At 64.8% G+C, this 14,232-nt stretch carries 10 protein-coding genes; 6 read left to right on the top strand and 4 right to left on the bottom strand.

The annotated features are described in order from the left end of the window. Nucleotides 1-3: 3 nt before the first annotated feature. The 4 genes from BM374_RS01340 (at nt 4) to BM374_RS01325 (ending at nt 3,309) form a co-directional block, all read left to right on the top strand. Nucleotides 4-972 carry an ABC transporter substrate-binding protein gene (locus BM374_RS01340; RefSeq protein WP_092288797.1) on the top strand — a complete coding sequence of 323 codons (969 nt, stop codon included), beginning with the start codon at nt 4-6 and terminating at the stop codon, nt 970-972. A gap of 116 nt (nt 973-1,088) precedes the next feature. Then, nucleotides 1,089-1,616, top strand: a complete 528-nt coding sequence (locus BM374_RS01335) for a hypothetical protein (protein ID WP_244552508.1) — start codon at nt 1,089-1,091, stop codon at nt 1,614-1,616. Between the two features lie 189 nt (nt 1,617-1,805). Then, complete coding sequence (locus BM374_RS01330; protein WP_092288796.1) at nt 1,806-2,810, top strand: SPFH domain-containing protein; 1,005 nt, start codon at nt 1,806-1,808, stop codon at nt 2,808-2,810. A gap of 55 nt (nt 2,811-2,865) precedes the next feature. Continuing rightward, nucleotides 2,866-3,309, top strand: a complete 444-nt coding sequence (locus BM374_RS01325; RefSeq protein ID WP_092288795.1) for an NfeD family protein — start codon at nt 2,866-2,868, stop codon at nt 3,307-3,309. A 161-nt stretch (nt 3,310-3,470) separates the two neighbouring features. Here BM374_RS01325 and BM374_RS01320 read toward each other — a convergent pair whose 3' ends face one another. Then, nucleotides 3,471-3,797, bottom strand: coding sequence for a winged helix-turn-helix transcriptional regulator (locus BM374_RS01320; RefSeq protein ID WP_092288794.1), 327 nt, complete (start codon nt 3,795-3,797; stop codon nt 3,471-3,473). Nucleotides 3,798-3,868: 71 nt separating this feature from the next. Here BM374_RS01320 and BM374_RS01315 point away from each other — a divergent pair, with 71 nt between their 5' ends. Then, a complete protein-coding gene (locus tag BM374_RS01315) occupies nt 3,869-4,420 on the top strand; it encodes a carboxymuconolactone decarboxylase family protein (protein WP_092288793.1) in 552 nt (183 codons plus the stop codon). Nucleotides 4,421-4,566: 146 nt separating this feature from the next. Here the strand turns inward: BM374_RS01315 and BM374_RS01310 are convergent, their stop codons facing one another. Next, on the bottom strand, nt 4,567-5,574 hold the full coding sequence (locus BM374_RS01310) for a KpsF/GutQ family sugar-phosphate isomerase (RefSeq protein WP_177248035.1): 1,008 nt from the start codon (nt 5,572-5,574) through the stop codon (nt 4,567-4,569). 193 nt (nt 5,575-5,767) lie between these two features. Between BM374_RS01310 and BM374_RS01305 the strand changes: the two genes are divergently transcribed. Continuing rightward, nucleotides 5,768-7,510 (top strand): outer membrane beta-barrel protein, encoded by a 1,743-nt coding sequence (locus BM374_RS01305; RefSeq protein WP_092288792.1) that lies wholly within the window; start codon nt 5,768-5,770, stop codon nt 7,508-7,510. 116 nt (nt 7,511-7,626) lie between these two features. Here BM374_RS01305 and BM374_RS01300 read toward each other — a convergent pair whose 3' ends face one another. Both BM374_RS01300 and gltB read right to left on the bottom strand, forming a co-directional pair. Continuing rightward, entirely contained in the window at nt 7,627-9,078 is a 1,452-nt protein-coding gene (locus BM374_RS01300; protein WP_092288791.1) for a glutamate synthase subunit beta, read from the bottom strand. A 144-nt stretch (nt 9,079-9,222) separates the two neighbouring features. Then, nucleotides 9,223-13,956, bottom strand: coding sequence for a glutamate synthase large subunit (gene gltB, locus BM374_RS01295; protein ID WP_092288790.1), 4,734 nt, complete (start codon nt 13,954-13,956; stop codon nt 9,223-9,225). Nucleotides 13,957-14,232 lie beyond the last annotated feature (276 nt).

The following is a 14,232-nucleotide window of genomic DNA, read 5'->3' as shown; positions in this document are numbered from 1 at the left end:
TCCATGAACCGCCGCGACTGTCTGGCGCTTCTTGGGACGCTCGCGGCGTGGCCGCCCTCGGTGCTGGCGCAGCAGACGACGACGGCACGTCGGCTCGGCGTGCTCTCGGTCACATCAGCCGATGAGGTGATCGGCCGGACCGGCCTCGCCGAGGCGCTGGCCACTCATGGCTGGAAGGAGCAAGACAATCTCGAAATCGACTGGCGAAGTGGCGGCGGCGATCGCGCGCGCGTCGCGCAGCTGGCCGATGATTTGATCGCGCGCAAGCCCGATATCCTGCTCGCGCTCGGCACGCCGTCGGTGGAGGAGCTGCGCCGGCGCACCACGACGATCCCGATCGTGTTTGCCGTGGTCACCGATCCCGTCAGACAGGGCTTCGTCCAGAACCTGGCTCATCCGGGCGGCAACATCACCGGCTTCACCGACTACGACGGCCCTCTCGCCGGCAAATGGCTGGAGATGCTGACGCAGGTTACGCCGAAGGTGTCCCGCGTCTTCATCGTCTACAACCCCGCCACCGCGCCGTTCGCGACGCTGATGCTGCATACGCTGGAGGAGGCCGCGCGGACGCTGCATGTGACGGTCGAGCCGGCGCCGGTGCATGATGTTGCTTCGATCGCTGCGCTGGCCTCGCGCAATGAGGGCGGCTTCCTGGTGCTGCCGGACTTCTTCGCCATCGCGAACCGGGCGCCGCTGCTGGCGGCGATCGAACAGGCGCATTTGCCGGCCGTATTTTGCATCCGCGCCTTTGTCGATGAAGGCGGGTTGATGTCATACAGCACTGATAGCGCCGAGCAGCTCCGCCGTGCCGCCGGCTATATCGATCGGATACTGAAGGGAGCGCGGCCGGCAGACCTGCCGGTCCAGAACCCCACCAAGTTCGAGCTGGCCATCAATCTGAAGACCGCCAAGGCACTGGGCGTCACGCTTTCCCCAAGCCTGCTCGCAACCGCGAACGACGTGGTTGAATAATATCGCCGTTGCACTCTGCTTCTGGAGCAAACTGCGAGGATCTGACATAGTCGTCGGGGGATTCCGTCGCCATCCGGTGGTTGCGACGGACAGCACAAGGTGGCGGGTTTCGGTCGATGCGGGAATGGATATTTGTCGCTATCGTGGCCTGCGCGCTCGCGGGCTGCAATACGACCGGCGATGTTGCGTCCAGTATGTATCCGGACGCGGTGCAGGCCGGCAGCGCCGTCAAAAGTGATACGGCGATCCTACTGGTGGCAAACGGCGGCAGCGAGACGATCAACTATCTTCAGTTTGTTCACAGCGGCTTTCCGGCGATCAATGCGCGCGGGATCAGCCTTGCACCCGATGGATTTGTCGCAATTCCCGTAGCGGTCGGAACGACCGGGCTGGAGCTGCAGAACTATACGACGGCAAGCCGTCCGGGCACCTATCTCCCGAATGGTGCGTCGATGGGATTCGTGCCGGTGCATACGCCGAAGATGGATATCCTCTCGCCCGGCCTGTACTATGTGGCGACCGTCTTTCCGGGGCTGTCACGCAATTTCGAGACAAGGCCGACGGCTGTCCAGCTGGCGAAGCTACGCAAGGAGCGGCCTGAACTCGCCGGGCTGAAGCCGGTCAATTTCGGCTGGTCAAACTAGATCAATCCTTGGGTGGCCACCGCCGATTTTTCAATGGCCGTCCTTCGGCCGGTTCAAATAAATTCATCCGTCGCTGTTCTTGCGGAATTGGCGCGGCAAACCGACGTGAAAAGCGGCTGCTGAACCGCTAGGGTCTTGATCCCGACCAATGGCAGCGCGGGAAGGGGCTTTTCCCGCCTTGGAGGAAAGATGAGCGGTTTCGATATTTTCGCGATTGTTCTGGTGTTGCTCGTCATCGTCACGCTGATTGCCGGCGTGAAGACGGTGCCGCAGGGCTATGATTGGACCATCGAGCGGTTCGGCAAATACACGCAGACGCTGAGCCCCGGGCTCAACCTGATCGTGCCCTATTTCGATCGCGTCGGGCGCAAGATCAACATGATGGAGCAGGTGATCGACATCCCCGAGCAGGAGGTCATCACCAAGGACAACGCCACCGTGACGGTGGATGGCGTCGCCTTCTACCAGGTGTTCGACGCCGCGAAGGCGAGCTACGAGGTCGCCAACCTCAACCAGGCGATCACGGTGCTGACCATGACCAACATCCGTTCGGTGATGGGCTCGATGGATCTCGATCAGGTGCTGTCGCATCGCGACGAGATCAACGAGCGCCTCTTGCGTGTGGTTGACGCGGCGGTCTCGCCCTGGGGCGTCAAGGTCAACCGCATCGAGATCAAGGATATCGTGCCGCCGGCCGACCTCGTCGAGGCCATGGGCCGGCAAATGAAGGCCGAGCGCGTCAAGCGCGCCGACATTCTCGCCGCCGAAGGCCAGCGCCAGTCGGAAATCCTGCGCGCCGAAGGCGCCAAGCAGGGTCAGATCCTCCAAGCCGAGGGCCGTCGCGAAGCCGCCTTCCGCGACGCCGAGGCGCGCGAGCGTCTCGCTGAAGCAGAGGCCAAGGCGACGCAGGCCGTGTCGGAAGCCATTGCCAAGGGCGATGTCGCCGCGCTGAACTACTTTATTGCGGACAAATACATCAAGGCGTTCGGCCAGTTCGCGGATGCGCCGAACCAGAAGATCATCATGCTGCCGATGGAGGCGACCAGCATGCTCGGATCGCTCGCCGGCATCGGCGAAATCGCGAAGGCGACGTTCGGCGAAAGTGCTGCGTCCGCGACCGCCGCCGCGCGCCGCACCGCTTCGGTGCCGCCGACCGGCTCGACGCCGCCGGTGGTCCCGCCGCGACAGGGGTAGGGAATAGCGCATGACTTTCCGCTAAGGTCATGCGCTGATATCTGGAGGTCGTGTCATGACGGACATGTTCGTATCGCTCGGCACCTGGAATTGGCTGATTTTCGGCTTCATCCTGATGGCGCTGGAGGTGGTCGCGCCGGGCGTGTTCCTGTTCTGGCTCGGGCTTGCCGCGCTTCTGGTCGGCCTGATCTCGTTCGCCGCCGTCATCTCCTGGCAGATCCAGCTTGTGATGTTCGCGGTGTTCGCCGCTGCAGCCGTGCCGGTGTGGCGCCGCCTCGCCCGGCCGAAGCCGGATGCCAGCGCGAGCCCCTTCCTCAACAAGCGCTCCGAGGCGCTGCTCGGCCGCGAGTTCACGCTGGAGAAGCCGATCATCGACGGCAACGGCACGGTGCGCATCGGCGACACGGTCTGGCGCGTGGCAGGCCCGGATACGCCCGCCGGGACGCGGGTGAAGGTGGTGCAGGTGGATGGCGCTAATCTCACGGTGGCCGCGGCGTGAAGACTCTTTCCCCTCTCCCCTTGTGGGAGACGGGTGAGGGGTCTCTATCGGCGAGTTCAATTCTCATTGAGTTCGCGGATAAAACCCCTCATCCGGCGCTTCGCGCCACCTTCTCCCACAAGGGGAGAAGGAAGATCAGAGTGCGCGGCTGCGCTTGATCCCTACTCCTTCCACCTCTCCGCAAACCGGTGCAGCGGCATGAATGTCTCGCACAGCTCCCGCCCGAGCGCGGTCAGCCCGTAACCGCCGCCATCGCCGAGCTCCACGAACCCCGCCTCCCGCAGCTCCGTCAGCCGGGCCTGCAGCACTGTCGGCGAGGCCTCGTCGCAGGCCGTGCGTAGCGCGCGCGAGGTGAGGGGGCTTTCGCGCAATTCCCATAATATCCGCAGGCTCCAGCGCCGGCCGAGCAGGTCGAGCAGCGCCATGATCGCCCGCCCGGTGCGCGAGCCGCGGACGCGGTGATCCCTTGAGCCTGCCTGTTTCGCCATCGCGATCCTCTTGCGTCTTGCTACGGATAATGTAGCGTACTGCTACAATAATTGTAGCAAAGAGGACGCTCATGTCATCCCCGACGCCGCGCATCGCCCCGCTCGATCAGCCTTATCCCCCGCAGATCCAGGCGCAGTTCGACCGCATCATGCGCGGTGCCCCGCCGCTGGTGCTGTTCCGGGTAATGGCCGCCCACACCCGCGCCTGGGACAAGTTTCGCGCCGCCGGGCTGCTCGATCCGGGGCCGCTCTCACTGCGCGAGCGCGAGATCGTCATCGATCGTACCTGTGCGCTGAACCACTGCGAGTATGAATGGGGCGTCCATGTCGCGGTCTTTGCCGGTCCGGCAAAGCTTACCGAGGATGAGGTCCGCGCGACGGTCGCGGACAATGCGACCTCGCCCTGCTGGTCGCCGGCGGAGCAGGCCTTGATCGCGGCGGTGGACGCGCTCCATCACCGCGCGACCCTTACCGACGCCGAGTTCGCAGCTCTGTCGGGGCACTACGACGAGGCGCAAATTCTGGAAATCATGCTGCTGTGCGGCTTTTATCGCACCGTGTCGTATCTGGCGAACGGGCTGAACCTGCCTCTGGAGGAGAAGGCGGCGCGGTTTCCGCGGTAGTTGTCATTCCGGGGCGCGCGAAGCGCGAGCCCGGAATCCATCGGGCCGTAACCTCGCAGATGAATGGATTCTCGGGTGCGCAATTGCGCACCATAGCTCGCGCCAAGGGGCGCGCCCCGGAACGACACGAGGAGAGCGCGGCGGCCTTACGCCACGCCTGCCCGCAGCAGATCGTGCAGGTGCACGATGCCGACAACCTTGTTTGCCTCAGTCACCACCAGCGTCGTGATCTTGCTTGTGTTCAGCACATCGATCATCTCGGTCGCGAGCATCGAGGGCGGTACCGTCTTCGGCTGCCTGGTCATGATGTCGTCCACCATCGCCGTCAGCAGATCGGGGCGCATGTGGCGGCGCAGATCGCCGTCGGTGATGATGCCGACGGCCTCGTTCGCATCATTGACGATGCAGACGCAGCCGAGCCCCTTGGCCGACATCTCCACCACCGCGTCCGACATCTTGGTGCCGAGCGGCTTGACCGGGATCTCCGCGCCGGTGCGCATGTAGTCGCGGACGAATTTCAGCATCGCGCCCAGCTTGCCGCCCGGATGGAAATGGGCGAATTCCAGCGCGGTGAAGCCGCGACTTTCGAGCAGCGCGATGGCGATGGCATCGCCGATCGCGACCTGCATCATGGTCGAGGTGGTCGGTGCCAGATTGTGCGGGCAGGCCTCGCGCGCCTTCGGCAGCTCGATCACGATGTCGGCGGCCTGGCCCAGCGAAGACGCCGCGCTCGAGGTCACCGCGATCATCGGGATCGCAAAGCGGGCGGAGTAGTTCACGAGTGTCTTCATCTCCGGCTGCTCGCCGGACCAGGACAGCGCCATGATGACGTCGTCCGTGGTGATCATGCCGAGGTCGCCATGCGCAGCCTCGGCGGTGTGGACGAAGAACGCCGGCGTGCCCGTCGAGGCCAGGGTCGCGGCGATCTTGCGCGCCATGTGGCCGGACTTGCCGAGGCCGGTGACGATGACGCGGCCCTTGGCGTTGCGGATCAGATCGACCGCCTTGGCAAAGGCTTCGCCCAGCGGGCCGCGCAGGGCGGCCGAGAGCGCGTTGATGCCGCCGCTCTCGGTCTCCAGCGTGCGAAGCGCGGATTCGACTGATGTAGGGGCAGGGCCGGATGATTGGGTCATCAGCGGTTTCGAACTCGGCATGTTCACGTCCAGGGGAGGAGGGGCGTCAGCCCGTTGCCGGCCTGCTTAGCACGCTCCGGCCCGCGAGGCGACGCGGGCTCCAACACCCTCAACGGGTCATTAACCATAATTGTTTTAACTCCATTAACGATGGTTCCCGCGAGCCGGTGGGGATGATCGTGAAAGTGTTTGATTTCGTTGGAGTTATTCCATCGTGGGGTCGCCTCCAGGCAGGGGCCGGAGCAGCTGCGCGTTAGCTTTCCGCGCCGCTTTGCCATGCCTGTTGCTGACGGCGCTGGAAAGCGCGCCCGCGGCCGCGCAGAGCCTCACGCCCGACCTGTTCAATCCCAGCCGCGGCGGCTTCGTCTCGCCCGATGCGCTGCCGATGCGCCGCACGGCCGGTGTGCTGCAGGCGCCGTCGGACGCGGTGCCGCAGCCGCCGGACCCCAATGACGATCCCCGCAAGAAGAGCGAAGCGCCCGCGACGACGCGCGTTGGCCAGGTGCCGACCTATGGACTGCCTCCTGCCAACGGCGCCAGCGGCTCCGGTTACGATTCGCTCAATCGCAAGCGCCAGCAGCCAAAGCTGTATCCCGGCCAGCCGAAGCCGAAGCGACCGGCCGGTCCCGGCTCGCCGGTGCCGCCGGCGACGCCGGACACGGGTCTTGGCCCTCCGCGCATCGCGCCGCCACCATCGGAAACCGCGCACAAGACGCCGGTGCCGCCGGCCATGGCCGGCATCGTGCCCGGCCAGCCGCTGCGCCGCCGCCTCAAGGCTGATGACGATGCATTTGGCGCGGTCGGCGATTACGCCGGCAGCTTTCTGATCAAGGGCGGTCTCGAGCTCTCCGCCGGCTACGACACCAATCCTGCGCGCCTGCAAAAGCCTGTTGGCTCGCCGGTCTATGTCGTCGCGCCTGACCTGCTCGTGATCTCCGACTGGGAACGCCACGCCCTGGTCGCCGATCTGCGCGGCTCGTTCTCGGGCTACACCAACAACATGCCAGTGACCATCGACGGCCTCGCCTCGCCGTCGCCGGTCGAAATCAACCGCCCCGACTTCACCGGCCATGTCGACGGCCGCGTCGACGTCGATCGGGATTTCAAGCTGACCTCGCAGCTGCGCCTGCGGCTCGCCACCGACAATCCCGGCAGCCCGAACGTGCAGGCCGGTCTGCAGAAATATCCTGTCTATGCCACTTACGGCACCACCGTTGGCTTCGACCAGACCTTCAACCGCTTCCAGGTCGCCGCCGGCGCCACGGTGGACCGCACCGCCTACACCGATTCAAAGCTCACCGACGGCTCGATCTTCAGCAACAACGATCGCGACTTCAATCAATATGGCGGCGTCGGCCGCTTCTCCTACGATCTCAAGCCCGGCCTGAAGCCGTTCGTCGAGATCCAGGGCGACAACCGCGTCCACGACCAGGCCGCCGATCGCAACGGCTACTTGCGCGATTCATCCGGCGGCTACGCCAAGGTCGGCTCGTCGTTCGAATTCTCGCGCATCCTCACCGGCGAGATCTCGGTCGGCTATTCCGCGCGCACCTATGTCGATCCGCGCCTGAGCCAGCTCTCGGGCTTCCTGACCTCGGGCTCGCTGATCTGGAACGCAAGCGGGCTGACCACGGTGAAGTTCAACACCGATACGCAGATCGCGGAAACCACCATCCCCGGCTCCTCCGGCGTGCTCGTGCACACCTATGCAGCGGAAGTCGACCACGACTTCCGCCGCTGGCTCACCGCGATCGGCAAGTTCACCTACGGCACCTACGACTACCAGAACCAGGGCCGCAACGACAAAACCTACTCGCTCGAAGGCAACCTGATCTACAAGCTCAACCGCAACGTCTGGATCAAGGGCACCTTGCGCCACGACATCCTGGACTCGAACCAGCCGGGGTCGAGCTCGCAAGGGACGGTTGTGATGCTGGGTGTGAGGTTGCAGAATTAGTTGCGCTGTCATTCCGGGGCGCGCCACTTGGCGCGAGCCCGGAATCCAACTGGCCTCAGAATCTGTAGATGAATGGATTCCGGGTTCGCGCTTCGCGCGCCCCGGAATGACAGATCTTACCGCGGCAGGTCCGTCTTCCCCATCAGGAACGTGTCGATCGAGCGCGCGCACAGCCGGCCCTCGCGGATGGCCCAGACCACCAGCGACTGGCCGCGGCGCATGTCGCCCGCCGAAAACACGTTCGGGCGCGAGGTCTGGTAGTCCAGCGTGTTGGCCTTGACGTTGCCGCGCGGGTCGAGCTCGACCGCGAGCTGCTTCAGGAGGCCCTCATGCACGGGATGGAGAAAGCCCATCGCGAGCAGGACGAGCTCGGCCTCCAACTCGAACTCGGTGCCGGCGATCGGTTTGAACTTGTCGTCGACGTGCACGCAGTGCAGCTTCTTGACCTTGCCGTTCTCGCCGGAAAACTTCTGCGTCAGCACGGCGTATTCGCGGATCGCGCCTTCGGCCTGGCTGGAGGAGGTGCGCATCTTCAGCGGCCAGTTCGGCCAGGTCAGGCCCTTGTTCTCGCGCTCGGGCGGCGCGGGCATGATCTCGAGCTGGGTCACTGAGAGCGCGCCCTGGCGCAGCGAGGTGCCGATGCAGTCTGATCCGGTGTCGCCGCCGCCGATGACGACGACATGCTTGCCTCCGGCGAGGATCTCCTTGACGCCGTTCAGCGGCTCTTCGGAGACGCGGCGGTTCTGCTGCGGCAGGAAGTCCATCGCGTAGTGGATGCCGTCGAGCTCGCGGCCGGGGATCGGCAGGTCGCGCGGGGCTTCCGCACCGCCGGTCAGCGCGATCGCGTCGTACTGGTTCAACATCTCACGCGGATCGACATTGCCGGTCATGCCGACATGGCTGTTGTAGTGGAAGGTGACGCCTTCGGCTTCCATCTGCTTGACGCGGCGGTCGATGACGCCCTTTTCCATCTTGAAGTCGGGGATGCCGTAACGAAGAAGACCGCCGGCCTTGGCGTACTTCTCGTAGACATGCACGTCGTGGCCGGCGCGCGCGAGCTGCTGGGCGCAGGCCATGCCGGCCGGACCGGATCCGATCACGGCGACCTTCTTGCCGGTCTTCACAGCCGCGACTTCAGGCTTCAGCCAGCCATTGTCCCAGGCGCGGTCGACGATCGCGCACTCGATCGTCTTGATGGTGACCGGGTTGTCGTCGATGTTGAGCGTGCAGGACGCTTCGCACGGCGCCGGACAGATGCGGCCGGTGAACTCAGGGAAGTTGTTGGTCGAGTGCAGGTTGCGCGAGGCTTCTTCCCAATTGCCCTGATAGACGAGGTCGTTCCAATCGGGGATCTGGTTGTTGACCGGGCAGCCGGGCGTGCCGGGGGCGACCGAGCCGGTGCCGTGGCAATAGGGGATGCCGCAATTCATGCAGCGCGCAGCCTGGTCTCGCACTTCCTTCTCGGAGAGCGGAATGACGAACTCGTTGTAATGCTTCACGCGCTCGGCGACCGGGGTGTACTTGCGGTCGTGCCGTTCGATTTCGAGAAAACCCGTGATCTTGCCCATTAAAGCTCGAAGTCCCTGCCGGCTAATTCGTCTGTTGTTTCCTCATCCGTCATTGCGAGGAGTTCTTGCGACGAAGCAATCCAGTCTTTTCGCGGAGAGTTTCTGGATTGCTTCGCTCCGCTCGCAATGACGGGGTGTGATGCCTTACGCCCCGATCGCGATTTTCGGCTCGGCGTCCGCGTTGGCGGCCATTTCGCGGAGCGCGCGCCGGTATTCGACCGGCATCACCTTGCGGAATTTGGGCAGCCATTCCTTCCAATCGGCGAGGATCTCGGCGGCGCGCCTGGAGCCGGTCGCTTTCGCATGGCGCGTGATCAGGACGTGCAGCCGCTCGACGTCGGAGGCGAGCAGGTTGTTGAACACGTCGACCCGGCCATGCGCCTCGAGGTCACCCGAGTGGTGATAGGTCCCGGCATTGATCAGCTCTTCCGACAGCACCGGCTCGAGCTCGACCATGGCCATGTTGCACAGCCTGTCGAAGTCGCCGGTCTCGTCGAGCACGTAGGCGATGCCGCCGGACATGCCGGCCGCGAAGTTGCGCCCGGTCTTGCCGAGCACGACCACGATGCCGCCGGTCATGTATTCGCAGCAATGGTCGCCCGCGCCCTCGACCACGGCGACCGCGCCCGAGTTACGCACGGCAAACCGTTCGCCGGCAATGCCGCGGAAGTAGCACTCGCCCTCGATCGCGCCGTACATCACGGTGTTGCCGACGATGATGCTCTCCTCCGGAACGATGGCGCTGTTGGCCGGCGGCTTGACGATGATCTTGCCGCCCGAGAGACCCTTGCCGACATAGTCGTTGCCTTCACCCTCGAGCTCGAAGGTGACGCCGTGGGCGAGCCAGGCGCCGAACGCCTGGCCGGCGGTGCCCTTGAGGCTGACATGGATGGTGTCATGCGGCAGGCCGGCATGGCCGTAGATCTTGGCGACCGCGCCCGACAACATCGCGCCGGCCGAGCGGTTGGTGCTGTTGATCGCAGCCTCGATCTTCACCGGCGCGCCGCGATCGAGCGCAGGCTTCGCCTTCTCGATCAGCGTACGGTCGAGCACCGCCTCCAGATGATGGTTCTGGCGCTCGGAGTGATAGATCTTCTGGCCTTTCTCTTCCTTCTGCTTGACGAACAGCTTCGAGAAATCGAGGCCCTTGGCCTTCCAGTGCGCGACCAGCTTGGTCTGGTCGAGCAGCTGCACCTGGCCGACCATTTCGTTGAAGGTGCGGAAACCGAGCGAAGCCATGATCTCGCGGACTTCCTCCGCAACGAAGAAGAAATAGTTGATCACGTGCTCGGGCTGGCCGGTGAAGCGCTTGCGCAGGACGGGATCCTGAGTGGCGACCCCGACCGGGCAGGTGTTGAGATGGCACTTGCGCATCATGATGCAGCCGGCCGCGATCAAGGGCGCCGTGGCGAAGCCGAACTCGTCGGCCCCGAGCAGCGCGCCGATCACGACGTCACGGCCGGTGCGGAAGCCGCCGTCGACCTGGACCACGATGCGGCTCCGCAGCCGCTCGCGCACCAGGGTCTGGTGGGTTTCGGCAAGTCCGATCTCCCAGGGCGAGCCGGCGTGCTTGATCGAGGTCAGCGGCGACGCGCCGGTGCCGCCCTCGAAGCCCGCGATGGTGACATGGTCGGCACGCGCCTTGGCGACGCCCGCGGCGACGGTGCCGACGCCGATCTCGGACACGAGCTTGACCGAGACGTCGCCCGTCGGGTTGACGTTCTTGAGGTCGTAGATGAGCTGCGCCAGATCCTCGATCGAATAGATGTCATGGTGCGGCGGCGGCGAGATCAGGCCGACGCCCGGTGTCGAGTGCCGGACCTTGGCGATGGTCGCATCGACCTTGTGGCCGGGCAGCTGACCGCCTTCGCCGGGCTTGGCGCCCTGCGCCATCTTGATCTGCATCATGTCGGAGTTGACGAGATACTCCGTGGTGACGCCGAAGCGCCCCGAGGCGACCTGCTTGATGGCCGAGCGCATGGAATCGCCGTTCGGCATCGGCTTGAAGCGGTCGGCTTCCTCGCCGCCTTCGCCGGTGTTCGACTTGCCGCCGATCCGGTTCATGGCGATCGCGAGCGTCGTGTGCGCCTCGCGCGAGATCGAGCCGAAGCTCATCGCGCCGGTGGCAAAGCGTCTGACGATGTCCTTGGCCGGCTCGACCTGCTCGATCGGGATCGGCTTGCGCTTCTCTTCCTCCGCGTTCTTGATCCGGAACAGGCCGCGCAGCGTCAAGAGGCGCTCCGACTGCTCGTTGAGGATCTTTGCGAAGGCGCGGTAGCGCTCCTGCGAATTGCCGCGCGCGGCGTGCTGGAGCAGCGACACCGACTCGGCTGTCCAGGCATGGTCCTCGCCGCGGCTGCGATAGGCATATTCGCCGCCGACATCGAGCGCGCTCTTGTAGACCAGCGCCTCGCCGAACGCGTCGGCATGGCGGCGCACGGCTTCTTCCGCGATCTCGGCAAGGCCGACGCCCTCGACGCGGGTATGCGTGCCGGCGAAGAATTTTGCGACGAAGTCGGCCTTGAGGCCGACCGCGTCGAAGATCTGCGCGCCGCAATAGGACTGGTAGGTCGAGATGCCCATCTTGGACATCACCTTCAAAAGGCCCTTGCCGATCGACTTGATGTAGCGCTTGACGATCTCGTAGTCGTCGAGCGAGCCGGGCAGGCGGTCCTTCATCGCGATGATGGTCTCGAACGCGAGATAAGGATTGATCGCTTCGGCGCCGTAGCCGGCGAGGCAGGCGAAGTGATGCACTTCGCGCGGCTCGCCGGATTCGACGACGAGTCCGACCGAAGTGCGCAGGCCCGTGCGGATCAGGTGATGGTGCACGGCGGCGCAGGCCAGCAGCGAGGGGATCGGCACGCGGTCGGCGCCGACCATGCGGTCGGACAGGATGATAATGTTGACGCCCTCGCGCACCGCGCTCTCGGCGCGCGCGCAGAGCTCATCGAGCACCTGGTCCATGCCGGCCGCGCCGAGACCGGCGTGGAAGGTGGTGTCCAGCGTGCGCGACTTGAAGTGCGTGTCGGCCACGTCCGAGATCGAGCGGATCTTTTCGAGATCGGCGTCGGTCAGGATCGGCTGGCGCGCTTCCAGGCGCTTGGTGGTCGCCATGCCCTGCAGGTCGAACAGGTTCGGCCGCGGTCCGATGATGGAGACGAGGCTCATCACCAGCTCCTCGCGGATCGGGTCGATCGGCGGATTGGTGACCTGCGCAAAGTTCTGCTTGAAGTAGGTGAACAGCGGCTTGGCCTTGTCCGACAGCGCCGAAATCGGCGTGTCGTTGCCCATCGAGCCCGCGGCTTCCTCGCCGGTGGCCGCCATCGGCGTCATCAGGATCGCGATGTCTTCCTGGCTGTAGCCGAACGCCTGCTGGCGATCGAGCAGCGACAGGTTGGAGCGCACGCCCGTGGTCGGCACCTTCGGCAGCTCTTCCAAGACGATCTGCGTCCGCTCCAGCCACTCCTTGTAGGGATGGCTCTTGGCGAGTTCGGCCTTGATCTCGTCGTCCGGAATCAGGCGGCCCTGTTCGAGGTCGACCAGCAGCATCTTGCCGGGCTGCAGGCGCCACTTGGTGATGATCTGGTCCTCGGGGATCGTCAGCACGCCCATTTCGGACGCCATCACGATGCGGTCGTCCTTGGTCACGAGGTAGCGTGCGGGCCTGAGGCCGTTGCGGTCGAGCGTGGCGCCGATCTGGCGGCCGTCGGTGAAGGCGATCGCGGCGGGGCCGTCCCACGGCTCCATCAGCGCGGCGTGATATTCGTAGAAGGCGCGGCGCTTCTCGTCCATGAGGGGATTGCCGGCCCACGCTTCCGGAATCATCATCATGACGGCGTGCGGCAGCGAGTAGCCGCCCTGCACCAGGAATTCGAGCGCGTTGTCGAAGCACGCGGTGTCCGACTGGCCCTCGTACGAGATCGGCCACAGCCGATTGATGTCCTTGCCGTAGAGCTCGGAGCTCACCGAGGCCTGCCGCGCCGCCATCCAGTTGGTGTTGCCGCGCAGCGTGTTGATCTCGCCGTTGTGGGCGATCATGCGATAGGGATGCGCCAGCGACCACGCCGGGAAGGTATTGGTCGAGAAGCGCTGGTGAACCAGCGCGAGCGCGCTCTCGAAATCCTTCTCGTGCAGATCGGGATAGTACTTGCCGAGCTGGTCAGCGAGGAACATGCCCTTGTAGATCACGGTGCGGCAGGACATCGAGCAGGGGTAATAGCCGGCAAGACCGCGGTCGCGGCGCTGATAGATGGCCTGCGAGATCGACTTGCGCAGGATGTAGAGCCGGCGCTCGAACTCGTCCTCGCTCTTGGCGGTGCCGTTGCGGCCGATGAACACCTGCATGCAGGCGGGCTCGGTCGGCTTCACGGTGACGCCGAGCGAGGAATTGTCGGTCGGCACGTCGCGCCAGCCGAGCAGGGTCAGCCCCTCGTCCTTGATCTGGTCGGCGATGATGCTCTTGATGACGTTGCGCCAGGCGGTGTCGCGCGGCATGAACAGCGCACCGATGGCGTATTCGCCGGGGGCGGGCAGCGCGAAGCCGAGCTCCTTGGCCTTGCGGCTGAAGAAGGCATGCGGGATCTGCACCAGGATGCCGGCGCCGTCACCGGCGCGCGGGTCGGCGCCGACGGCGCCGCGATGCTCGAGATTGCACAGGATGCTCAGCGCGTCCGAGACGATCTCGTGGGATTTGTTGCCCTTGATATTGGCGATGAAGCCGACGCCGCAGGAATCCTTTTCCAGGCTCGGATCGTACAGGCCCTCTGCTTTGGGGCGCGAATTGTGCTCCTGGATCGGATCGGCCGTTTTCGAGGCGACCGTCGCCGACAGCTCTTCTGCCACGATGTTTGCGCGCTCGAATTGCGACCCGTTCATTGTTCCAATCCTCTCCATGCGGCAAGCTGCCTCACCGCCATCTTCGGCGCACCTTGGGCGTTCCGCGGCACCCGCCTCTGGGTCACCGCTCGTCCGTTGCGAGCCGCATTTTCTTAAATTCAGGCCAAGGCGTTCTTCGTCCCCGAGAACGGCTTTGCCTGTTGCCTTATGGCGCTCGAAAGCGCCGGTTTTCGCTGCAATCCCCATGCCGGAACTGCAAGCAAAATTGAGACAGCTTTCCTGTCCTAACCATCACCTTGCCAAATTTTTGTCTAG

It is taken from the genome of Bradyrhizobium sp. Ghvi (assembly GCF_900115265.1).
Lineage (GTDB): Bacteria > Pseudomonadota > Alphaproteobacteria > Rhizobiales > Xanthobacteraceae > Bradyrhizobium.
This window is presented reverse-complemented; position numbering and strand designations above follow the sequence as displayed.